15 protein-coding genes and 1 other annotated feature (1 of these 16 only partly in view) are annotated in these 23,016 nt (G+C 47.3%); of the genes, 13 read left to right on the top strand and 2 right to left on the bottom strand.

Features of this window, described 5'->3' with window-relative positions; all coding sequences use genetic code 11:
• The first annotated feature begins 3 nt into the window (after positions 1 to 3).
• A complete protein-coding gene (locus BLHYD_RS13245) occupies positions 4 to 1,911 on the top strand; it encodes an NAD(+) synthase (RefSeq protein ID WP_005950316.1) in 1,908 nt (635 codons plus the stop codon).
• An 18-nt stretch (positions 1,912 to 1,929) separates the two neighbouring features.
• Here BLHYD_RS13245 and BLHYD_RS13240 read toward each other — a convergent pair whose 3' ends face one another.
• A complete protein-coding gene (locus BLHYD_RS13240; protein ID WP_005950318.1) occupies positions 1,930 to 2,364 on the bottom strand; it encodes an FMN-binding protein in 435 nt (144 codons plus the stop codon).
• A gap of 168 nt (positions 2,365 to 2,532) precedes the next feature.
• Here BLHYD_RS13240 and BLHYD_RS13235 point away from each other — a divergent pair, with 168 nt between their 5' ends.
• From BLHYD_RS13235 to BLHYD_RS13220, 4 genes are read left to right on the top strand one after another with little or no spacing between them, the layout of a single operon-like run.
• Positions 2,533 to 5,868 (top strand): PD-(D/E)XK nuclease family protein, encoded by a 3,336-nt coding sequence (locus BLHYD_RS13235; protein WP_005950320.1) that lies wholly within the window; start codon positions 2,533 to 2,535, stop codon positions 5,866 to 5,868.
• Entirely contained in the window at positions 5,859 to 9,524 is a 3,666-nt protein-coding gene (addA, locus tag BLHYD_RS13230) for a helicase-exonuclease AddAB subunit AddA (protein WP_005950322.1), read from the top strand. Before BLHYD_RS13235 ends, addA begins: the two co-directional genes overlap by 10 nt.
• Positions 9,525 to 9,569: 45 nt before the next feature.
• Complete coding sequence (locus BLHYD_RS13225; protein WP_050769909.1) at positions 9,570 to 10,490, top strand: ketopantoate reductase family protein; 921 nt, start codon at positions 9,570 to 9,572, stop codon at positions 10,488 to 10,490.
• Between the two features lie 25 nt (positions 10,491 to 10,515).
• A complete protein-coding gene (locus BLHYD_RS13220; protein WP_148391257.1) occupies positions 10,516 to 12,633 on the top strand; it encodes a right-handed parallel beta-helix repeat-containing protein in 2,118 nt (705 codons plus the stop codon).
• Positions 12,634 to 12,690: 57 nt separating this feature from the next.
• On the opposite strand, the gene BLHYD_RS13215 is transcribed toward BLHYD_RS13220, so the two are convergent.
• Positions 12,691 to 14,070: an RsmF rRNA methyltransferase first C-terminal domain-containing protein gene (locus tag BLHYD_RS13215; RefSeq protein ID WP_040350746.1), complete on the bottom strand. Its 1,380-nt coding sequence runs from the start codon at positions 14,068 to 14,070 to the stop codon at positions 12,691 to 12,693.
• Positions 14,071 to 14,267: 197 nt separating this feature from the next.
• Between BLHYD_RS13215 and BLHYD_RS13210 the strand changes: the two genes are divergently transcribed.
• From BLHYD_RS13210 to BLHYD_RS13175, 8 genes are all read left to right on the top strand, one after another.
• Positions 14,268 to 14,594 carry a PadR family transcriptional regulator gene (locus tag BLHYD_RS13210; RefSeq protein WP_040350812.1) on the top strand — a complete coding sequence of 109 codons (327 nt, stop codon included), beginning with the start codon at positions 14,268 to 14,270 and terminating at the stop codon, positions 14,592 to 14,594.
• Complete coding sequence (locus tag BLHYD_RS13205; protein ID WP_005950333.1) at positions 14,587 to 15,294, top strand: DUF1700 domain-containing protein; 708 nt, start codon at positions 14,587 to 14,589, stop codon at positions 15,292 to 15,294. Before BLHYD_RS13210 ends, BLHYD_RS13205 begins: the two co-directional genes overlap by 8 nt.
• A complete protein-coding gene (locus BLHYD_RS13200) occupies positions 15,291 to 16,142 on the top strand; it encodes a DUF4097 family beta strand repeat-containing protein (RefSeq protein WP_005950335.1) in 852 nt (283 codons plus the stop codon). The genes BLHYD_RS13205 and BLHYD_RS13200 overlap by 4 nt, the downstream gene beginning before the upstream one ends.
• Positions 16,143 to 16,153: 11 nt before the next feature.
• Positions 16,154 to 16,339 (top strand): PspC domain-containing protein, encoded by a 186-nt coding sequence (locus BLHYD_RS13195; RefSeq protein WP_005950337.1) that lies wholly within the window; start codon positions 16,154 to 16,156, stop codon positions 16,337 to 16,339.
• A 286-nt stretch (positions 16,340 to 16,625) separates the two neighbouring features.
• Positions 16,626 to 16,820 (top strand): small, acid-soluble spore protein, alpha/beta type, encoded by a 195-nt coding sequence (locus tag BLHYD_RS13190; RefSeq protein WP_005950339.1) that lies wholly within the window; start codon positions 16,626 to 16,628, stop codon positions 16,818 to 16,820.
• A 482-nt stretch (positions 16,821 to 17,302) separates the two neighbouring features.
• The gene (locus BLHYD_RS13185; protein ID WP_005950341.1) at positions 17,303 to 18,553 is read left to right on the top strand and encodes a lipopolysaccharide biosynthesis protein; all 1,251 of its coding nucleotides are present in this window, start codon (positions 17,303 to 17,305) and stop codon (positions 18,551 to 18,553) included.
• Between the two features lie 20 nt (positions 18,554 to 18,573).
• On the top strand, positions 18,574 to 19,293 hold the full coding sequence (locus tag BLHYD_RS13180) for an ABC transporter ATP-binding protein (RefSeq protein ID WP_021845130.1): 720 nt from the start codon (positions 18,574 to 18,576) through the stop codon (positions 19,291 to 19,293).
• 10 nt (positions 19,294 to 19,303) lie between these two features.
• Positions 19,304 to 22,903, top strand: coding sequence for an FtsX-like permease family protein (locus BLHYD_RS13175; RefSeq protein WP_005950346.1), 3,600 nt, complete (start codon positions 19,304 to 19,306; stop codon positions 22,901 to 22,903).
• A gap of 54 nt (positions 22,904 to 22,957) precedes the next feature.
• Positions 22,958 to 23,016: a binding site (T-box leader), on the top strand (it continues 162 nt past the right edge of the window).

The raw sequence follows: 23,016 nt of genomic DNA, 5'->3' as shown, positions 1-23,016 counted from the left end.
GTGATGAGACAGGGATTTGTGAAAGTGGCGGCGGCTACGCCGGATGTGAGAGTGGCTGACTGCCGACACAACGGAAATGAGATTATCCGTCTGATTCGAGAGATGGAAAAAGAGGGCGCCAAAGTGATGGTATTCCCGGAGCTTTGTATCACGGGTTATACCTGCGCAGATTTGTTCTGGCAGGAACTGTTGGTGCGTTCAGCTAGGGAAGAGCTGGTACGGATTGTGCAGGAAACTTCGGATGTGGATGCTCTGATTTTCGTAGGACTTCCCTTTGAGCATTCCGGGAAACTTTATAATGTGGCAGCTGCGGTCAGTCACGGAGAGGTGCTAGGCATGGTGCCGAAGATTCATTTGCCAAATTATGGGGAATTCTATGAACAGCGCAATTTCGCATCAGGAGCTGGCGTTTGTGATTTGGCTATCTTAAATGGCGAGGAGGTCCTCTTTGGCAGTGAGTTGATTTTTGCCTGCACCAATATGCCCAAATTGACGGTAGCGGCGGAGATCTGTGAGGATTTGTGGGTGACGAGTCCGCCTAGTGCGAACCATGCAGCGGCCGGAGCGAATCTGATTGTGAACCTGTCTGCCAGCAGTGAGGCTGTGGGAAAGGATAGTTATCGGAAAAGTTTGGTGAGAGGCCAGTCCGCGCGCTTGGTCTGCGGCTACGTCTATGCCAATGCAGGAGAGGGAGAATCTACTCAGGACTTAGTTTTTGGCGGACAGAATTTGATTGCGGAGAATGGAGCGCTTTTGGCGGAGGGAAAGAGATTCCAAAATGAAATCGTCTATGGGGATGTGGATTTTGAGAGAATCAGCTCCGAGAGAAGAAGAATGACGACTTTTGAGAGTGATTTAGGGACTTATCAGATGGTGCCTTTCTGCTTGACTGTGGAGGAGACAAAGCTGACTAGGCAGTTCGCTCCCAATCCCTTTGTTCCTAGCAATGAGAAGGACCGGGATGACAGATGCGATGAGATACTGAACATCCAGGCCATGGGCTTGAAGAAACGTTTGGCCCATATTCACGGTGAGCGGGCAGTCGTGGGAATCTCAGGCGGTCTAGACTCTACGCTGGCTCTGCTGGTGACGGCCAGGACGTTTGATTTGCTGGGATTGCCCAGAGAAAATATTTTGGCAGTCACGATGCCATGTTTTGGAACTACAGACCGTACTTATCGGAATGCCTGCGAACTGACAAGGCGTCTGGGTGCTACCTTACAGGAGGTGGATATCAAAGAGGCAGTCCGTGTACATTTTGAGAATATTGGACAGGATCCAGCACTTCATGATGTCACCTATGAGAACTCTCAGGCCAGGGAGCGCACCCAGGTACTGATGGATTTGGCAAATCAGTGCAATGGCTTGGTGGTAGGTACGGGAGATCTGTCAGAGTTGGCTCTGGGATGGGCCACCTACAATGGAGATCATATGTCTATGTATGGGGTAAATGCCTCTGTTCCCAAGACGTTGGTCCGTCATCTGGTGCATTACTATGCGAGAACTTGCGAAGATGAACGGCTCTCTCAGATTTTGTTGGATGTGCTGGACACACCGGTGAGTCCGGAACTTCTTCCGCCGGAGGATGGAAATATTTCCCAGAAGACAGAGGATTTGGTGGGTCCTTATGAGCTTCATGATTTCTTTCTATATTATATGCTGCGTGTGGGCTATTCACCGAAAAAAATTTACCGGATTGCCTGCCGTACCTTTGAAGCGGTCTACGATCAAGAGACCATCCTGAAGTGGCTGAGGAAGTTTTATTGGAGATTTTTTAGCCAGCAGTTTAAGAGGTCTTGTCTGCCAGATGGCCCGAAGGTAGGAAGTGTGACTGTTTCACCCAGGGGAGATCTTCGGATGCCGAGTGATGCTTGTGTCCAGCTTTGGATTCAAGAGTTGGACGAGATGTGATAAAAAAAGCGGAGCGATTTAAAGCTCCGCTTTTTTTAATGCGGTCTGTATGGCATCCAAGAGCATCATGGAAGTATACTTGTTTTCTTCAGAGTACTGGATATCATCCAGAGATTGATTGACATATATTTGAGAAGCGAGGGATTCTAAAGCTGGTTCCATGAGAGGGAACATAGCAGTGGTACTCTCGCTTAGGTTCACCAATTCGATGGATTTAATGCGGTCGGAGTCCACGGTGACTTGCACATCAAAGGTATTGTCGTTTAGAGAGATGGATGTGGAATAGACTCCGGGCTGATACTTGCCGTCAGCCTGTGCGGCGGTTTCCTTGTCGTGACCTGGTCCGAACATCAGAAATAAGATGCCGCCCAGTACAAGGGCAAGGACAAGGAAGACGACCGTGTAGATCACCTCTTTCATATGTAGTACTACGATTTTGGTCTTAGCGCTCATGTGTACACCCCCTGGTTTACTTTCGGCGACCAGAGGATGGCGTGGCAATTTGGCCGGTTGCAGTATCCCACGGTCACACTTTATATATTTTATTTCGAAGAAAATGAAATTATGATATAATGAACGAAAAAGCAGCAGGTGGTTTTGCGCAAAGAAAGAGGAACAGACATGGCATTGCAGATGATTTTGGGAAATTCCGGGGCAGGAAAGTCCCATTTTATTTATCAGAAAATAATCAGGGAATCCATGGAGCATCCGGACAGACAGTATGTAATTTTGGTTCCTGAGCAGTTTACGATGCAGACTCAAAAACGTCTGGTACAGATGCATCCGGGCGGGGGGATTTTAAATATTGATGTGCTGAGTTTTGAGCGCCTGGCTTACCGGGTGTTCGAGGAAGTGGGAGGCGACGATGCGCCTCTTTTGGAGGAGACTGGAAAAAGTTTGGTTCTCCAAAAAATTGTTCAGGATAAGAAAAAAGAGCTTCCATATCTGGGAGTGCAGATGAAAAAACCTGGGTGCATTCAGGAGATGAAATCCCTAGTCAGTGAGTTGATGCAGTACGATGTGGGAGAAGAGACTTTGGGGGAGCTGGTCAAAAGATCGGAAGACCAGGCACTTTTACATTGTAAACTTCAAGATATCCACAGGATATATGAGGGATTTCGAGAGTATTTAAAGGAACGTTTTCTCACAGGGGAAGAGGTGCCGGATGTTCTGTGTCGGGTGATTGAGAAGTCAAAAAAGTTTCAAGGCGGTATTTTTGTTCTAGATGGTTATACCGGGTTTACTCCCATACAAAACAAATTGATTCGGGAATTGATGTTGTTGGGAGAACAGGTCTATGTGACGGTTACGATGGATGTGAAGGCGCAGCGGTTAAGTGGAAAGTACCAGCTGTTTTCCATGAGCGGGAAGATGAGAGACCAGTTGTTGAAGTTGGCTGGGGAAGCGCGAGTAGCGGTGGAGAAGGAACAGTGGGTGCTGCCTGGTGAAAATTCCAGATTTGGAAAAAATCCAGAACTGAATTTTCTAGAGCAGCATCTGTTTCGCTATCATCGGGTGGTCTACGAGAGAGAGCCGCAAGCTTTAGCGTTGACTCGGTGGGAGAACCCTCTTCAGGAGGTAAAAGGGACTGCTGCGGAAATTCTGCGTCTGGTAAGAGAAAAGGGGTACCGTTATGGTGAGATCGCAGTGATCACCGGCGATTTGCCTTCCTACGGGACCTATGCACGGCAGGTGTTCTCACAGGCGCAGATTCCATATTTTATCGACGAGAAACATTCGATTTTGATGAACCCATTTGTGGAATTTCTCAGAGCAGCTGTGGAGATGATTGTGGATCGATTTTCCTATGAGAGCTGTTTTCGTTATCTGCGCTGTGGGATGAGCTCTCTGAGTCTGGAAGAAATTGATGAGTTGGACAACTACGTGACTGCCCTTGGAATTCGAGGGTATTCCAAGTGGAAGGAGACTTGGGTGAGGCTTTACCCAGGACTGGACGAGGAAAGAATTCTAGAATTGAATCGGTACCGGGAGCAGTTTTTAAAAGAAATCTCTTGGCTGGTTCAGGGTTTTCGAGGCGGTGTAAAGACTGTAAGAGAGCGAAGCTGCGCACTCTATCAATTTATTTCGGACAATGAGATGCAGGAAAAGTTAAAAATTCAGGAGCTGGAATTTGCCGGAAGAAAAGACAAGGCCATGGAGAAAGAGTATGCTCAAATCTATGGAATCGTCATGCGGCTGCTGGATAAGATGGTGGAGATTCTGGGAGATGAGAAAGTAAGTGCCCGGGAGTATCAGCAGCTTTTGGAGGCTGGGTTGACCGAGGCGAAGGTGGCACTGATACCACCCAGCTCCGATCAGGTACTTGTGGGAGATATGGAAAGAACGCGGTTAAAAGAGATTAAAGTCTTATTCTTTCTGGGAGTGAATGAGGGAAATATTCCTAAGGATTCGTCCAGGGGAGGATTGCTCACGCAGATGGACCGAGAATTTTTCCAGGAGGAGAAGATCGAGCTGGCGCCTGACGCCAGGGAGCTCCTTGGTCAATCTAGGTTCTATCTGTATCTGAATCTGACGAAGCCGCAGGATTTCTTGTATCTGTCATACAGCCAGGCGAATGCCAAGGGAGAAGGACTGTCTGCGGCTTATCTGGTTGGGACGATACAGAAGCTCTTTCCAGCCTTGCGGCTTCGCTGTGGGCAAGGTTCATCCTTGGAAGGCTTGCAGAGGCCTTCGGGGAGTTTGGACTATTTTTTGGAAGGTCTCCAGGAATATGAGTATGGACAGGAGACAAAGGTCTGGAGAGAATTGTACCGGTGGTATCAAAAGGATGAGAGTTATCGTCCACAGGTGAACAGGCTGGTAGAAGCTTTCTTCAGTGAGAATCCTCAGGACAGAATCAGCAAGGCAGTGGCAAAAGCACTCTATGGGGAGGTATCTCCCTATGGGGCCACGCGCCTAGAGCAGTATGCAGCCTGCGCTTTTGCACATTTTCTTCGTTATGGTTTGCAGGTGACTGAGAGAGTTCAATACGAGTTCAGTGGGATGGACTTGGGAAATGTGATGCACAAAGCCTTGGAAATCTTCGCGCGTAAGGTCCGTGATCAGAGACTTTCCTGGGGCGAACTCTCGCGGGAAGACAGAGAACGGCTGGTCAGTGAGAGTCTTCAGGAAGTGACAGAAGACTATGGAAATACAATTTTACACAGTTGTGCCAGAAATGAGTATTTGATACGGCGTACGCAGCGCGTGTTAAACCGGACTGCCTGGGCTTTGCAGGAACAGCTAAGGAGAGGCGATTTTCAGCCGGAAGGCTTCGAGGTGGCTTTTGAAGGGGGACGGATTGACCGGGTGGATATCTGTGAGGATGAGAATAAGGTCTATGTAAAGGTGATGGATTATAAGACTGGAAATGTGTCGTTCGATCTGGTGGCGTTATATCATGGTTTACAGCTTCAGTTGATGGTCTATCTGGATGCAGCTCTTTTGGTGGAACAGAAGAAATACCCAGACCGAGAAGTGATTCCGGCAGCGATTTTTTATTATAATATCAAAGACCCAATGATTAAAGCGTCGATAGAAGAGGATATCGGAAAGGTGGAACAAAAAATTCTGAGGGAGCTGAAGGTCAATGGGCTGGTGCAGTCTGATCCCAGGGGGATTGAGCATCTAGACGTAACGATGGAGACTCTTCCGTTGACGAAGAATAAAGATGGCAGTTTTCGAAAGGGGTCTAGTGTGGCAAGCTTACATCAGTTTGGGCTTCTGTCTGATTATGTGAAGGGGAAGATTCAAAATCTGCGCCGGGAGATTCTGGAAGGCAATGCTCAGGCTGCACCCTATCAGATGGACAAAAAGGAAGCCTGCACTTACTGTCCCTACCGGGGCATCTGTGGATTTGACCAGAAAATACCAGGATTTTTTTATCGGAGATTGAAGAATCTGGAGGAGAAAGAAGTCTGGGAAAAACTGGAAGAGGAGGTGAAGTCATGGGTGTAAACTGGACGAGTGAGCAAAGAAAAGTGATTGAGCTGAGAGATCGAAATATCCTGGTCAGTGCAGCGGCCGGGTCCGGGAAGACCGCTGTGTTGGTCGAGCGGATAATTCAGAGGATTACCGATGAGGAAAAGCCGGTGGATATTGATCGTCTCTTGGTGATGACTTTTACCCGCGCTGCTGCCGGCGAAATGCGGGTGCGGCTGGAGCAGGCCCTGTCCAAGAGATTGGAGGAGGATCCAGAGAACGAGTATCTTCAAAGGCAGTCTACACTCCTTCACAATGCCCAGATTACCACGATTGACGGTTTCTGTAGCTATCTGATACGGAACTATTTCCATATGATTGATTTAGACCCAGGTTACCGAACCGCCGACGAAGGAGAGCTGAAGCTACTGCGGGTGGATGTGGTCAGGGAGGTTTTGGAAGAATGCTACGCACAGAAAAGCTCGGATTTTGAAGAATTTGCGGAATGTTTTGCCCCGGGAAAGAGTGACGAAGGGTTAGAAGAGCTGGTTTTAAAGCTGTATGACTTTGCCATGAGCGCGCCCTGGCCAGAGGAATGGCTGAGTCAGTGCGTATCCATCTATGAGGCGGAAGATTGGGAAAGCGTCTGTGATTCCGTGTGGATGAAAGAAGTCTGGAAACACACAGATAAGATTCTTTCGGACTTAAGAAACTTGATTCAGGAGAACATGAGCCTGACGCAAAAGAGTGATGGGCCTTATATGTATGAGCCTATGGTGGAGGCTGATTTGGCACTGGTCGAGAGGCTGTGTCGGATTACGGACTATGATGAGATGGGAGAAGCTTTAGAGGGACTTTCTTATGCCAGACTTTCCACCAAAAAGGACTTAGCGGTGTCTCAGCTGCTAAAGGAGAGGGTACAGGAAAACCGTAAGCAAATGAAAGAAAGGTTGGGAAAACTCCAGGAACAGTATTTTTATACCACATCCGAGGGGATTCTGTCTGATTTCAGGAGATGCCGGGGGCCTATGCAGGTTTTGATAACAGTGACGCTGCGGTTTCTGGAAAAGTTTTCCCAGAAAAAGAGAGAGAAAAATCTGGTGGACTTTGCGGATATGGAGCATTTTGCCCTGAATATTCTAGTGAAAAAGGAGGGTGAGCGCTGTACGCCGACTCAGGCGGCATGGGAGCTGTCTCAAAGGTATGAGGAAATTCTCATAGACGAGTACCAGGATAGTAATTATGTGCAGGAGATGCTGCTTACTTATGTGTCCGGCTGGGCGAAACAAAAGAAAAATATCTTTATGGTGGGAGATGTCAAGCAAAGTATTTATCGCTTCCGGTTGGCTGTGCCGGATTTATTCATGGAGAAATATCACCGGTATACTTTGGAGGATTCCCAGGAACAGAGAATTGACCTGCATAAAAACTTTCGCAGCCGCGCTCAGGTACTAGACGGGATAAACTTTTTATTCCGCCAGATTATGGGGCAGGAGCTGGGCAAGGTGGAGTACGATCAGGAGGCGGCTCTCTATCCGGGAGCGGTGTTTCCGGAGGAAAACTCTTTGGAGTCTTCCGATACAGAACTCCTGCTGATTCCCCAGGAAACCATGGAGCTGATGGAAGACAAAGAGGCCACGACTCAAAGAGAAGTGGAGGCTTTGGCCATTGCCCAGAGAATCCATCAGATGGTGGGAAAAGAGCGGGTGCTAGATAAGGACAGTGGGACTTACCGGCCAGTGAGATATGGGGACATCGTTGTGCTTTTGAGGACAGTGTCAGGCTGGGCGGAGGATTTTCTGCGAGTATTTGCAGGGCAGGGAATACCGGCCTACACTGCCTCGAAGACCGGATATTTCTCTGCGTTGGAGGTCGTGACGGTCCTGAATTATCTGCATATCTGTGATAATCCTCTTCAGGAGATTCCGTTTACGGCGGTGCTTCACTCGCCGATTGTGGGGTGTACGGCCCAGGAGCTGGCGATTTTGAAAACTTCGGCGCCGAAACTGCCGGTGTATGCCAGATGTCTGCACTATGTACAGGAAGGGGAGGAGGTGTGCCTGCGGCGGAAATTAGAAAGCTTTTTGAAGATTTTTCAGGAACATCGAAAAAAAGTGCCTTATACTCCGATTCACCAATTGATACAGGAAATTTTGGAGGAAACCGGGTATGGCAGATATGCCGGAGCACTTCCGGGAGGAAGACAACGGCAGGCCAACTTGAATATGCTGGTGGAAAAGGCCATGGATTTTGAGCAGACCAGTTACCGAGGACTGTTTAACTTTATCCGCTATATTGAGAAGATTCAGAAGTACAATGTGGATTTTGGGGAGGTGAACCTGTCCGGCAGCAGTGAGGACACGGTACAGATTCTCAGCATCCATAAGAGTAAGGGACTGGAATTTCCGATCGTCTTCGTGGCTGGGATGGGGAAAAAGTTCAACCAGCAGGATTTGAATGCGATGGTAGTGGTTCATCCAGATTTAGGGCTGGGAGTGGATGTGGTGGACCCGAAACTGCGCGTACGTTGTCCGACGCTTCCCAAGCAGTTGATACGGGCACAGTTGAAGGATGAAAATCTAGGAGAGGAGTTGAGAGTGTTCTATGTGGCTTTGACCAGAGCCAAGGAAAAGCTGATTCTCACGGGGACGGTCTCAAAATTGGAAAAACGCATCCGGGACTGTGCTGCACTGTTGGAGCGTGAGAAGGAGCGGCTGCCTTATTCCCTGCTGGCAGGCGCACAGTGTGGCTGGGATTGGATTTTGCCGGCATTGGCCAGGCATCCGGCCATGGAAGAACTCTATGACCGGTTCGAGGTATTCCACGGCAGAGCGCTTTTTGAACAGGAACCGGCGAAGTTTCACATCCAGGTGGCAGAGGCAGAGACTTTGGTTGTTGGAGAGCTGGAGGAGAAGCTGCAAAGGCAGCTTTTAAGAGAGCGGATGGAACAAGAAAATTGGGAGGAGCCGGAAGATGAGGAGACTTATCGAGTCTTGGAAGAGCGCTTTTCTTATCTCTATCCCTATGAGATTTTGGAACAGATTCCAGTAAAAGTTACCGTGTCAGAGCTAAAACGCCGCCAGCAGGCAGAAGAGGACAGCGATTTTCTGTATTTTGAGCCGGATGTGATACCTCTGGTGCCAGATTTTATCGAGAAGAAAGAAGAAGAGTACCAGGGTGCCTCCCGGGGAACAGTCTACCATCGGGTGATGGAAAGATTAGACTATACCAGAGCAGGCAGCGAGGAGCAGATTCAGGAGCAGCTGGAAGAAATGTGTCTCTCGGGCAGAATGTCCAGACAGGAAAGGGACTGTGTGAAAGTGGAGGATATCTGGAAGCTTTTGTGTTCAGAATTGGGAAAGCGGATGGCCTTGGCAGCTGCTCAGGGCAGGCTGTACAGAGAGCAGCCTTTCGTGATCAGCCAGCCGGCCTCACAGATTTCGAGAGAATGGCCAGACAGAGAGAACATTTTGGTACAAGGAATGATAGACGCATGGTTTTTGGAGGAAGACCATCTGGTTTTGGTGGATTATAAAACTGATAGAGTATATCCAGGGCAGGAAAGGCTACTCAGAGAAAAGTATCGGGTACAGTTGGAAAACTATGCGCAGGCTTTGAAACGTCTCACCGGGAAAAAAGTAGCAGAGAAAGTGATTTATTCATTTTCTATGAGTAAAGAAATACGAGTATAGGTACGTTTATGCATCTAAAAGATAGGATACGAGGAGGAAATGGGAATGAAAATTAAGAGTGCAGCAATCATTGGCTTAGGAGCAGTAGGTGGATTTTTTGCCCCTGCGTTTGCGAAAGTGTTAGGAGAGGAAAATTTTTGTGTGATTGCCCAGGGAGAGAGAAAAGAGAGATTGGAAAAAGGTTTGACAGTCAATGGAGAATTTTGCAAATTTTCTATTGTGACGCCTAAGGAAGCCAAACCGGTAGACCTGGTGATTATGGCAGTCAAAGAGTCCGGTTTTGCCCAGGCTGTGGAGGAAATCCGAAATCTGGTTGGGGAGAACACCCAGATTTTATGTGTGATGAACGGAGTAGGCCATGAGGAAGTGCTGGAGAAGACATTTGGGAAATCTCATGTGATGTATTCTTATATGAAGATCACAGCGTCTAAGAATGGAAATACAATTACTTATGATCCGGGATGCAGCTTTCGGTTTGGAGAGAAAAAGAACACAGTGCTCAGCGAGCGGGTTCGGGCAGTAAAAGATTTGATGGAAGAATGCAGCCTGCCTTATTGTATAGAGGAAGACATGGAACTGGGAATCTGGAGAAAATTCATGCTGAATGTGGGAACAAACCTACCTTGCGCTCTGTTGGGACTGCCCTATGGTCCGTGTTGCAAAAGTGAGCACGCAGTAAAAATTCAGAGAGCTTTGATGAGAGAAGTAGTGGCCATCGCTCAGGCGAAAGGAATCGCGCTGGATGAACAGGCTGCGGAGGCACAGTTAAAGATGAGCAAAGGTTTTCCTGCTCAGAGTAAGCCTTCTACACTTCAAGATTTGGAGCATAAGAGAAAGACGGAGATTGAAATGTTCGCAGGGGAAGTGGTGAAAATGGGGGAAAGCTTGGGGATTAGCACGCCATTTTGTTGGATGATTCAAGAGGCGATACAGACTCTTGAAGAAAAAAATGCCGGTGTGATTTAGGATAATAAGATGAGGTGAAAATGCAGTGAAGGGGAGAATAGGCCTGGTTATGACAGCGGTCCTTGTTCTGGGAACGTTAGAGTGTCCGTGGGCTGTGCCGGCTTGGGCGGCTGCAGAGTATGCGGCTGAGGCAGAACAGGAATTCGGTTCGGCCCAGGAGACGATGTCGGATGAGGAAAATTTTTTGGAGGAAGAGAGTTTTCAGACCAATGAATACGAAGCCGATCGGCAGGAAGGTGAATGTTCCACAGGAGACTCAGAGAAATTGATAAAGCCGTATGAGGAGATGATTGTGGAAACAGAGCTGATTGTGGATATGGAAGGCGGATGTACGGCAGAGGATATAAAAAGTGCTTTGGAGACTATGAGGGAAAGTACAGAGTACAGCCATATGACGGTGAATGTTCCGGCGGGTGAATACGAGTGCACAGAGCCGTTATACATCTATTCTAATACCACCCTGAATTCTGAGGAAGGAGCTCACTACTATCTGTCTCCGGATGCAAAAGACCATTTGATTGTCGCCTCTAACAATTGGGGACCTTTGAGAGAAAACGGATTGGAAGACAGAGGCGGATATAGCCATATCCAAAATGTGGTGATTCAAGGCGGCTCTTTTGATGGAAATAACGTGGGTGGGGAGTTGATTCGCTTTATCCATGGGAACAATATCACGGTCAGAGATTTGGAGATCTACAATGTAAAGGACAAGGGACACCATCTGACACTGGCAGGCGTGGATGGAGCTGTTGTAGAAAGATGCAGCTTCTATGGCTATCTAGGACAAAGCGCCAAGGAAGCTATTCACCTGGATGTGGTACACAATTCTATGGTTGTTCCCGGTACCCATTGTTATGATGACGCCGCTGTGAGAAATGTGACGATACAAGACTGTGAGTTTCGGAATCTGTCGAGAGGGATTGGTTCTCACAGTGCTGTCAGAGGTGTGTTCATGGAAGGAATACAGATTCTGGATAATCAATTTGTGGATATTCATAACTGGGCGATTAAAACCTTTCACTATAAGAATCTGAGAATATTTGGAAATGAGATTTACGATTCCGCGTATGGAATCATGGTCCACTCCGTTTTGAGTGGAAGAGAATCCTCTTTTTATGAGCCCTTAGAAGAAGTGAGCCTAGAGGAGATTCCATCTAAAGGGACTGGTTACGACTTCGGCATAGAGATTTCAGAGAATCACATAGAGAATGTGAATGAGGGAGTCCGGATTGTGGGACATTCTGAGCAGATGCTGGGCGGTGTCGAGCTGATGGACAATGTGATACAGGACAGTTCGTTTGGTGTGACCTTTAAAGGAAAGGTGACGAACAGCGAGATCAGCGGGAATGAAATCTCAGGGGCCAAGCGCAGCGCGGTGTTTTTGAGCGATTCCAGGGAAAATGAGATCAGTGGAAATGAGATTGATCATTCCGATAAGTATGGGATTTATCTGAACCGCAGATGCGAAAAGAATAAGGTGACTGGAAATCAGATGGATGGCAATAAGAATTATGGAATTTATATCAGCAACAGCATCGGAACTCAGGTACAGAAGAACAAGGTGGAGAATAATCGGGCATGTGCGATCATGGTCTCATGGAAGAGTAAAGATACTGTGGTGAGCGGTAATCAGGTACGCGGCGCGAAGGCGTCGGCAATCTTTGTGAATAATTCCAGCGATCGGTCGAGAGTAAAGTACAATAAGATCTATAAGCCGGTCTATTACGGGGTAAGGGTAAAAAATTCTGATAGTGTGCAGGCTTGCTCCAATTATTTTTATGAATCCGGAAAACACCAGAGCATCGCTTTTAGCGGGAGCAAAAACGGAGTGACCAAATGGAATCAGCTCTATCAACTGAGCGCCGCTCCCATGGCTTTTTGGTCTTGCAGCAAGTGCTCGGTTCCGCCGATGTATCTGATGAAGGTAAATCAGATTTCCAACGGCGCTGTGAAGGTGACGGGGACTCTGGGCTCTAGGCGGTCCAGAGCAATGATCGAGTTAAAGGGAAAAACCTATCATGCGTCGGTCAAAAATAAAAAATTCCAATCACCGAAACTGCCGAAATTAAAGAGGGGGATTTCCTTGACAGTGGTGGAACGGGATATCTGGGGGAATACCCACCGAAAAGAGATTACAGTATAACAAAATGAGAAGGCATACCTCAGTTTCTCTATAACATAAAATATCCCGCAGACTGGCCTAGAGACGCCAGCCTGCGGGATATTTATTTTTGAGGGTCTGACCGACTAGCTTGCCCCAACCGAGAGGGTATTCGTCGGCGCAGACTAATTGCCAGCCCTTTGACTTCTGAGTTTCACCGGGGGCGACAATTAAAGTCTCCCCTCTTAGATATTTGTGAAGGCGGTCGTCCTCGGGGGATAGCCGCAAGGAGGGAATGCTTTTTCCTTTCAGGGCGAGAGCTAGAGGCTGAGAGGGTTCGAAACGATTTTTCTTCAAGTCTCCCAGATAGAGCCCGTTGCGGAGAAAATGAATTCCGCGCAGATTGGCCTGCTCCACGGGGGGAAGGAGATAGACTTTGTCATTTCTGACTTCCACTCTCTGGAAGTCCCAAGAGAGTCCTAAATCCTGGAAGAAAGTCTCCAAAAGTTTTCGGGAACCTTTGTCAATCTGTGGCTTTTTCTTTATGGGAACGAGGGAATTTGGTTCTCCTTCTTTTTTCAGTAAGGCCAGAAAATGGCCTTCCCCATTCATCTTATGAGGCCAGATGCGTACACATTTTGCCAGCTCCGGGTTTTGGTCGGCCCATTCGGGCACACCGGAGGAGAAGCCAGGATAATCAGGCAGAGATACGAGATGCATGTCGTTTCTCTGATTCAAGAGAAAGGAGATGATTTCTTCATCTTCCGCGGGGGCGAACGTACAGGTGGAATATAGAAGCAGTCCTCCGGGCATCAGCATTTTAGAGGCAGTTAAAATCAATTCTTTTTGAAGCTTAGACAAATTTTCAGATTTTTCCACAGACCAGTCGGCGGCCAGGGAGTCGTCTTTTCGAAACATTCCCTCCCCGGAACAGGGAGCGTCCAGAAGGATCTTATGAAAAAATTCGGGAAAATACCGAGTCATTTTCTCAGGGATCTCGTTTGTGACAAAAATATTTGAGGCGCCGAAAAGCTCTAAGTTTCTTAGAAGGGCTCGTGCTCTAGAAGCGCTGATGTCATTTGCAACTAGGATTCCTTGGCCGGCCAGTTTTGTGGCCAATTCCGTGGCTTTTCCTCCAGGCGCCGCGCATAGGTCCAGAACTGCCTCGCCGGGAGTGACTGGCAGGCAGGCGGCCGGAGTCATGGCGCTGGGTTCCTGAAGATAATAAAGTCCAGCTCTGTAATAGGGGTGAAGAGACGGCCTCACCTCGGAAGGATAGAAATATCCATTGGGCACCCATGGGATTTTTTTAATTGGAAAAGGACAGATGGACTCAAATTCTTCACAGGAGATTTTCCGGGTGTTGACTCTGAGTCCATACTGGCGTTCCTCCTCATAACTTTTTTGAAATGCTTCGTATTCTTCTCCCAGCATGGTTCGCATACGGTTTAAGAAGTCAGCGGGTAAGTTTAATCTCATAAAAATTTCCTCTCTGTATCCGTTCTGTGATCGTAACCGCTTACAGTATAGTAAAGAATTTCGGCAAATGCAAGAAAAACTTATTGACAAAATAATATTATATGATATATAGTATTGATAACGAAATAATATCATACAATATAAAATATTAGATGTTGCAGAATATTGATGATGGAAAGGCAGGAGAGGGTGAGCAGATGGTATTTAACACAGGAGCAGCTCTGCTGGATGCGATTGTACTGGCAGTTGTGTCACAGGAAAAGGAAGGCACCTATGGCTATAAGATTACGCAGGATGTCCGAAAAGTTTTGGATGTCTCGGAATCCACTCTGTATCCGGTATTGCGTAGACTTCAAAAGGACGACTGTCTAGCGGTCTACGATATGAATTTTGGCGGGAGGAACCGAAGATATTATAAGATTACAGAGCGTGGCGCCGCACAGCTGAATTTATATCAGAATGAGTGGAAAAACTATTCGTCCAGGATTACGAGATTGTTTGAGGAGGGATGTAAAAATGAGTAGAAAGGAATTTATGGAACAGCTTGCGAGACTTCTGGGCGGAATATCAGAGAGTGAGCGCCAGGAGGCTTTGGATTACTATAACAGTTACTTTGACGATGCAGGCCCTGAAAATGAGGCAGCGGTTATTCAGGAATTGGGCAGCCCAGGTAAGGTAGCCGCGATTATCAAAGCCGATCTTGCAGATGATGGAGGGGATTTTGGGGAATATACAGAAAAAGGCTATGAGGACTCGAGAGTCCGTACAGAAGGCCAGATGCCGCAGACTTTTGAGAAAAGAGACTGTCGCAGGGACGGCTATCGGGTCAGAGGAAAAAGAAACCATTCCAACCTCATTTTGATTGTGATTCTGGTCATTTTGGCTTCACCGATACTGCTGGGAATCGGCGGTGGGATTTTGGGAGTTATTTTAGGAGCCGCCGGAGGTATCTTCGGTCTGGTTGCCGGTCTTCTGGCGGGAACGCTGGGTTGTTTCCTCGGTGGTGTAGGGGCAGTCATCGCCGGTATTGTAAAATGTTTTACGGCTCCTGTGTTAGGTTTAGCTGTCATTGGCGGCGGTCTTATTATGATGATGATCGGGATGCTTCTTGGGTTGGCTTTCGTATGGATAGCAGGTAGTTTTGTGCCGTGGCTGATTCGGAAAATGATTTCTTTTTGTCAGAGAAAAATGAGAGACAGAAGTAAGGGGGCGCAGAAAATATGAAAAAGTTTACAAAGATTTGTCTGATTGCCGCGGCAATCTGCGGAGTGCTAGGGCTGGGAACGATTGGATGTGCCATCGCTTTGGGAGGCTCTTTCTCAGAGGTGAAAGCAGAATTGGCGAATGACAGTTTGTGGAATCGTTTTCGTTATGAGCTTCATGAAGAATGGCGGGATTTCTGGGGAGATCACGATTATGACTATGACTATGATGAACATGAATATGAACACGGCCACGGGATGGGAGACGGATATGTGGATTTCGAGGAAGATGACGGGGAATATCATACGTATACATTCTCAGGAGCTGACACTCTGAAAGTGGAGGTGAAACGCTGCGAGGTTTATCTGGAAGAGTCGGAAGACCAGGATCTGCATGTGGAAGTGAGGAAAAACGAAGGCGGTCGGGAAGTAAAAGTCCAAAATTCTGGAAATGTGGTCGCTGTGACGTCCGAGTCCAAAGAAAAGCTGGACAGTGAGATCTATATCTACCTGCCGGAGAATGTGAAGATGAGAGATGTCCAGATTGACGCAGGAAGCAGCTATGTGCTTATGGAGAATGTGAAGACAGAGAATCTGGATGTGACTGTGGGAGCCGGCAGTGTGGAGGCTTATGACAGCGTGGCTGCGGAGAATTCCAGCTGGAGCGTAGGGGCTGGAGTGATCTATGCCTGTATGGAAGGAGCCAAGGAGGATTATAATTATACGGTCAGCTGTGGGGTTGGCACAGTGGAGCTGCCTGGAGAAGAGTATTCCGGCCTGGGAACAGCCCAAAAGATTGACAATGGAGCACAACAAGAGCTGAATATCGAGTGCGGAGTTGGCAGTGTAGAATTTGAATTCGAAGACTAGGAGGTGTTATTGTGAGCGATAAACGTCTGTATAAGTCCAGCGTAAATTATATGATCTGCGGTGTGTGCGGCGGGATTGCCGAGTATTTGGCGGTCGATCCTACGCTGATTCGGCTGGCATGGGTGATTTTTACCTGCCTGAGTGCCGGAACTGGAATCATCGCTTATATCATTGCAGCGATTATTATTCCAAGTTAAGTATTCCGTTGAATAAGGCCTATTCCATGTGGAAATACTCAATAGGAAAGTTTTGTCAGGCATAACAAAAACACAGAGCTTGACAGCTGAATTTATCAGATGGGGAAGACTCCGCCCCTATAGGCGGTGAGTAAGAAATTAGCATCCGTGGCGGGTGTCAATCTCCCATCTGATAAACGCTCCGCGAGGATGCGCAGGGATTCAAAGATGAATGATGTCGGCGAATGCCGACCCGAATCCCGCGCCAAGACTCGCGGGCGAGTCTTGAATTGAAAAGGAGGATTCCATGGGAAAGGACAAAGAGATTGAGGCATATTTGAATCATGAGTTGTCAGCTGAAGAGATGCTGAAATATGAGATTGCCCAAGAAATGGGACTTTTGGACCGAGTTTTGAACAATGGGTGGAAAAGTCTTTCCGCAAAGGAGACAGGGCGTATCGGAGGACTGATTACGCGAAAAAAAAGAGCTCTGAAAGAGTAAAAGCGGGCAGTGAAAGAACGCCGGATAGAATTTGAAGAACTATCCGGTGTTTTTTTGTAACTATTTAGCCATGCGCCTGATAAGAACAAAAATCCAACGTAAGCTTGCTTGCAGAGGCGGTTTGTTCTTATCAGACATATGGTGCTTAGCCATAAGAGAAGATTCTGACGTGTATGCGGCAAGAAGGTAGCGGCGTCTGCGAATCTGAGATTACATGGCTGAAGAATTGTTACTGTTCACTCACTTGCAGTTCATGAGCAATAATGCGCTTCGCAATGCACACGAACTGCTATGAGCAGCAGTTTGGCGTGAGGATGTCTCGGTATTTTTGTAAAAATGTACCAAAATACCTCGCGGGATATTGGAAGCCTAGATGGTAACGAAGAATTACGATTTTTGTGTGAAAAAGGGGAAGTTAGATTGAACTTTTATTGTCGAACATGTATAATTTAATGTAGTTAGAAGGAAGGAAAACACAAGACATGAACAAATATGCGGACCGCCTGATTTCCCAGGAGACTTCTCAAAAAAAAGACACTCTGTGGTATACAGCAGGCAGTATGAGCAGTGCCCTGTTTTCCATGTTGATTTCATTGGCAGTGACTAGGATTTTAGGGGCTAACCAGGCAGGGGTATTCGCAATCGCCTGGGCAGCGGCACAGCTGATGCAGTCGGTGGGGTGGTTTTCCATGCGGCAATTTCAAGTTTCTGATGTGGAAGATCAGTTTGACTTTCGGGATTATCTGAGTTCTAAAGTTTTAACCTGTGCGGCTATGCTGGCAGGTGGTTTCTTATATGCCGGGCTGTATGGTTACAGCGCACAGAAGGTAGGGCTTACGTTCTTGCTCTGCTGTTTTATGACTGCGGATGTGTTCGCGGATGTGTTTAGTGGTTTTTTTCAGCATAAAAGTAAGCTGCATTTGGCCGGAAAATCCTATGTGGTTCGAATCTGGACCAGTTTTTTTGTGATTGTGGCTGTTTTGTTGGCTTGTGGAAATCTAATCGCTGCTTTTACGGCAGGGTTTGGGGTTTCCGCTTTGTGGCTTTTGGGCTTCGATGTTCCTCTTGCGATGAAATTGGATAAGGTCAAGATTCAATTTCGCTGGGAGCAGCAGAGAAGACTTTTTAAAGAATGCTTTCCCCTGTTTTTAGGGTCTTTTTTGCTGATTTTTATTATGAATGTGTCCAAAAATGGAATCAATAGTTATCTGTCCGATGAGGTGCAGGCCTGTTACAGTATTATTTTTATGCCTTCTTCCGTGATCAATATGTTTAGCATGTTTGTCTGTGTTCCTCTCTATGGCCATGTGGCAGTGGCATGGCATCAGAAAGACAGAGGGCGTTTCTTGAAGCTTATGAGGAACATGTTGCTTTATATTTTTGCTTTGACCGCGGTGGTTTTGCTGGGGGGATATCTCCTAGGAATTCCAGTACTCTCGTGGATTTCTGGGCTGGATTTGAGAGAGTATAAAAGTGCATTGATGGTGCTGCTGGCAGCAGGAGGGCTGTACGGAATCATCATGATTTTGAACTATTGCATCACGGTAATGCGAAAGCAGAAAGTGATTTTATTCGTCTATGTGGCAGCGGCAGTGCTGGTCCAGCTTTTGAGTAAAACGATGATTGTCGGCTATGGAGTGATGGGGGCTGTCAGCCTCTACCTGCTGGCCATGGCGGTGATCTGTTTGGCTTTTGCGGCAGTCTGCATTTATTTTGTTGCATTAGAAAAATGACTTAGATGAGGTTAGGAGACATGGAGAATAGCAAAAAGAGAGGTTTCGTGGAACTGGACCGGGTTTCTAAAATTTATGGAAACAAAGATGTGAAAATTGTGGCAGTGGATGAGATTAGTTTTTCCATTGACAAAGGAGAATTTGTGGTCATTGTAGGGCCCTCCGGTGCAGGAAAGACGACGGTTTTGAATATTCTAGGAGGAATGGACCAGGCGTCCGGGGGCTCCGTGTGGGTGGACGGAGAGGATATTGCGAAGTACAATTCTCGGCAGCTGACCCAGTACCGACGTGAGGATATTGGATTTGTATTTCAGTTTTACAATCTGGTGCCAAATCTGACGGCTTTGGAGAATGTGGAGTTGGCATTGCAAATCTGCAAAGATCCACTGGATGCCAGACAAGTGCTTCGGGAGGTAGGTCTGCGAGAGAGGATGAAGAATTTTCCTGCTCAGCTTTCAGGAGGGGAACAGCAGAGGGTCTCCATTGCCAGAGCTCTGGCCAAAAATCCAAAGCTTTTGCTCTGCGATGAACCAACCGGAGCTTTGGACTATCAGACGGGCAAAGCGATTTTAAAGTTGTTACAGGACATGTGTCGGGAGAGGGGGATGACAGTGATCGTCATCACCCATAATTCTGCTTTGACTCCTATGGCAGATAAAGTGATACGTATCAAGAATGGAACAGTTTCTTCTATGGAACTCAATGAGAAGCCGATTCCGGTGGAAAATATAGAATGGTAGGGAAACAAAAATGAAAAAGGCGCTGCATAAAGATTTTTTCATGGAGATCAAAAAAAGCTATTCCCGTTTTTTATCTATATTTTTTATTGTCGCTCTGGGAGTGGCATTTTTCTCGGGAATACAGGCGGCTTCACCGGATATGCGCTATTCAGGGGACGCCTATTTTGACGATAACCGTCTGATGGACATCAAAGTGGTGAGCACGTTGGGGCTGAGTGATAACGATTTAAAGGCCCTAGAAAAGGTAGATGGAGTCCAGTACGTAGAAGGCGCTTACGGAACGGATGTTCTTTGTGGAGAAGGAGGAGCTCAAAAAGTTCTCCATGTGGAAAGTCTGAACGAAAAAGTAAACACGGTGACTGTAGAGGAGGGAAGACTTCCGCAGAAAGAAGGGGAATGTCTGTTAGACAGTGAGTTTCTTGAATCTGCGGGATATGAGATTGGCGATACCGTCACTTTCTCAGAGAACGATACGGAGCTGTTGAAGGTACATAAATACGAGATCGTGGGAAGCGGAAACAGCCCGCTGTACATATCTTTCAGCCGTGGAAATACGACACTAGGTTCGGGAGAAGTGGACGGTTTTGTGTATGTTTCCAAGGAGAATTTTGACCAGGATGCATATACTCAGGCCTATCTTCAGGTAGAAGGTTCCAGGGAATTGACCAGCTTTACGGATGAGTACAATGAATTGATCGAGCAGGTGGCCAAGAAAGTGGAGGGTATTGAAAAACAGCAGTGTCAGCTCCGCTATGATGAGGTGAAGACAGAGGCTAATCAGGAACTTACGGATGCACGAAAAGAGCTGGAAAACAAAGAGCGGGAGGTTCAAGAGGAGCTGCAAGATGCTTGGCAGCAGTTGGAGGACGGGAGACAAGAGCTGTCTGACGGCAAGGCGGAATATGAGGATGGAAAAAGGCAGTTAGAAGATGCGAAGAAGCAGGTCACAGACGGAAAAGCTCAGCTATCTGACGGTAAGAAAGAATTGGAAGATGGCAAAAAGCAGCTGTCTGATGGGAAGCAGCAGTTGGCCAGCGGCTGGAGCCAGGTGGCGGACGGCTGGGAGCAGGTAACTGCCAGTAGAAAAGAGCTGCAAGAAGGGAAGGAGGAACTGGAAGCCAGCCAGAAAAAGTTGGATGAAGAGATAAAAAAGGCGGATTTAGACGGCAAGTGGAAGGAGTACAAGCAGCAAAAGGAAGCCTTTGATACGCAAAAGAAACAGTATGAGCGGGGGGTACAGACAGTTCAAAACAGCCTGAACGAAGTGAAAAAAGCGCAGGAGCAGCTGACTGTGCTGCAGGCCCAGTATGACCAGCTGAAACAGGCAGTGGATGGGGGAACTCTCGAGGGAGAGGAATTGGAGAATGCCAAGGCTCAGTTAGAACAGCTAAAGGTAAGCATTGACCAACTCCAAACAGTTGTCGCGGCAAAACCGCAGCTGGAAGCAAAATTAACTGAGCTGGAAAAGCAAAAACCGGCTTTGGACGCGGCCGAAGCTCAACTGGCTGACGGCAAAAAGCAGTTGGAAGACGCCCAGGCTCAGCTGGATGCGGCTCAGGAGAAGATCGACGCTGGCAAAAAAGAGCTGGAGCAAGGGGAAGCGCAGATTGAAGAGGCCGTTCAAAAGCTTTTGAGCACTCAACAGACTCTCAAGGCTAGTCAGTCTCAGATCTCGGACAGTGAGAGACAGTTGGAAGACGGACAAAGGGAGATTGATGAAAATGAGCAGAAGCTGAAAGAGGCTCAGGAGGAGATTGATGAGAATGAGCAGAAACTCATAGAGGCGGAGCAGGATTTGAAAGACGGCGAGAGTGAATTGGCCGATGGGGAAAAGGAATATGAGGATGGAAAGAAAGAGGCGGACGAAAAAATTGCCGACGCAAAGCGCAAGTTAAAAGACGCGGAGCAGGAAGTCGCCGATTTGGAGGTGCCGCAGTGGTATGTGACGGACAGGAGCGATTTGCCTGAATATACAGACTATGGAGACAATGCGGATCGAATTCGAAACATCGGAAAGGTATTCCCGGTTTTGTTTTTCCTGGTAGCTGCCTTGATCAGTCTGACTACGATGACCCGAATGGTTGAGGAGCAAAGGGTTCAGATCGGCACCATGAAGGCTTTGGGATATGGAAAGCTGGATATTGCCTCGAAATATCTAAGTTATGCTTTTTTGGCTACAATTGGCGGCTGTGTTTTAGGCGTACTGGTGGGAGAGAAGTTTTTGCCTTATATTATCATCAAGGCATATGGAATCATGTACCATCATATGGCTACGGATTTGCAGATTCACTATGAGCTGACGTTTACCATGATTGCTTCTTTGGCGGCGATGATCTGCACAATGGGAGCCACATTTTCCGCCTGCTATAAGGAATTGGCGGAGACGCCTGCCTCCCTGATGAGACCGCCGGCGCCGAAAGAAGGAAAGAGAGTTCTGTTGGAACGGGTTACATTTTTGTGGAAGCGGCTGAATTTCAGTTGGAAGTCTTCGGTGAGAAATCTGTTCCGATACAAAAAGAGGTTCTTCATGACGGTCTTTGGTATCAGTGGGAGTATGGCCCTGCTTTTGGTAGGATTTGGACTGAGGGATTCCATCACGGATATTGCGAGATTACAGTATGAACAACTGCAGCATTTTGACGCCACGGTGATTATGGATGAGGATGCCAGTGGGAAAGAGCGGCAGGATGTGGACGTGTTCATTGAAGAAAACGGTGAGATTAAGAGGGCTACGAAGGTCTTGTTTAAGCAGGTGACGACCAGGGAGAATCATGCGAACCTCAGCGTGTATTTGTATGTGCCGGAGAACATGGAAGAATTTCAGCAGGATGTGACTTTCCAGGACAGGAAGACGAAGGAGCAGTACACGATGGATGATAACGGGGCGATTGTTTCTGAAAAGACAGCCTCCTTGGTGGGAGTAAAAGAAGGGGATGTGATCGTCTTAGAGGAAGATAACCAGAAATATGAGGTTCCTGTCTCACACATCTGTGAGAACTACCTGAGTCATTATATCTATCTGTCTCCAAAACTTTACCGTGAGACCTTTAAAGAGGAACCGCAGTTTCATGATATCCTGCTTACGTTCCACACGGAAGATGAGTCTGAAGAGGCAAAGATCGGCCAGCAGATTCTGGAATACCCAGGGGCTTTGAGCATTTCCTACAATCGAAATATCCAGGAGCAGTTGAATAATATGCTCAGTGCTCTAGATATGGTTATGATTGTCCTGATTGTCTCGGCGGGCCTTTTGGCCTTTGTGGTGCTGTATAATTTGAATAATATCAATATCACAGAGAGGCAGAGGGAATTGGCGACGATCAAAGTGCTGGGATTTTATGACGGAGAAGTCTCTGCTTATGTTTTTCGCGAGAACATCCTGCTCACAGTGATCGGTGTGGCAGTAGGAGGTATTTTGGGGATTTTCCTGCATCGGTTCGTAATCACTACGGTGGAGGTGGATGCCTGTATGTTCGGCCGAAATATCTCTGCGCTTAGTTTTATTTTCAGTGGTCTGATTACCTGTGGCTTTTCAGCTTTTGTCAATGGAGTCATGCACTTTAAGCTGAAGAAGATCGATATGGTGGAATCTCTGAAAAGTGTGGAGTGACGGCGGCAAGTTTCGGTCTTGACAAATCTAAAAAATGCACTTATGATAGAAAAATAAAAGGTGTTGAGAAAGAGGAGTACATCTGTGGCGCTGTCAGAGAGAAATGTTCGTGG

This window comes from Blautia hydrogenotrophica DSM 10507 (assembly GCF_034356035.1).
In the GTDB taxonomy this organism is placed as follows: Bacteria; Bacillota; Clostridia; order Lachnospirales; family Lachnospiraceae; genus Blautia_A; species Blautia_A hydrogenotrophica.
Note: the sequence above shows the minus strand (reverse complement) of the source record. Positions and strands in the feature narration are given on the sequence as shown.

What these genes read in the sequence shown, in the direction of transcription:
- BLHYD_RS13190 (WP_005950339.1), top strand. Translation starts at nt 16,626, where the DNA reads ATGGGAAAGGACAAAGAGATTGAGGCATATTTGAATCATGAGTTGTCA.
- BLHYD_RS13210 (WP_040350812.1), top strand. Translation starts at nt 14,268, where the DNA reads ATGGTATTTAACACAGGAGCAGCTCTGCTGGATGCGATTGTACTGGCA.
- BLHYD_RS13185 (WP_005950341.1), top strand. Translation starts at nt 17,303, where the DNA reads ATGAACAAATATGCGGACCGCCTGATTTCCCAGGAGACTTCTCAAAAA.
- BLHYD_RS13215 (WP_040350746.1), bottom strand. Translation starts at nt 14,070, where the DNA reads ATGAGATTAAACTTACCCGCTGACTTCTTAAACCGTATGCGAACCATG.
- addA (WP_005950322.1), top strand. Translation starts at nt 5,859, where the DNA reads ATGGGTGTAAACTGGACGAGTGAGCAAAGAAAAGTGATTGAGCTGAGA.
- BLHYD_RS13240 (WP_005950318.1), bottom strand. Translation starts at nt 2,364, where the DNA reads ATGAGCGCTAAGACCAAAATCGTAGTACTACATATGAAAGAGGTGATC.
- BLHYD_RS13205 (WP_005950333.1), top strand. Translation starts at nt 14,587, where the DNA reads ATGAGTAGAAAGGAATTTATGGAACAGCTTGCGAGACTTCTGGGCGGA.
- BLHYD_RS13225 (WP_050769909.1), top strand. Translation starts at nt 9,570, where the DNA reads ATGAAAATTAAGAGTGCAGCAATCATTGGCTTAGGAGCAGTAGGTGGA.
- BLHYD_RS13180 (WP_021845130.1), top strand. Translation starts at nt 18,574, where the DNA reads ATGGAGAATAGCAAAAAGAGAGGTTTCGTGGAACTGGACCGGGTTTCT.
- BLHYD_RS13200 (WP_005950335.1), top strand. Translation starts at nt 15,291, where the DNA reads ATGAAAAAGTTTACAAAGATTTGTCTGATTGCCGCGGCAATCTGCGGA.
- BLHYD_RS13175 (WP_005950346.1), top strand. Translation starts at nt 19,304, where the DNA reads ATGAAAAAGGCGCTGCATAAAGATTTTTTCATGGAGATCAAAAAAAGC.
- BLHYD_RS13235 (WP_005950320.1), top strand. Translation starts at nt 2,533, where the DNA reads ATGGCATTGCAGATGATTTTGGGAAATTCCGGGGCAGGAAAGTCCCAT.
- BLHYD_RS13245 (WP_005950316.1), top strand. Translation starts at nt 4, where the DNA reads ATGAGACAGGGATTTGTGAAAGTGGCGGCGGCTACGCCGGATGTGAGA.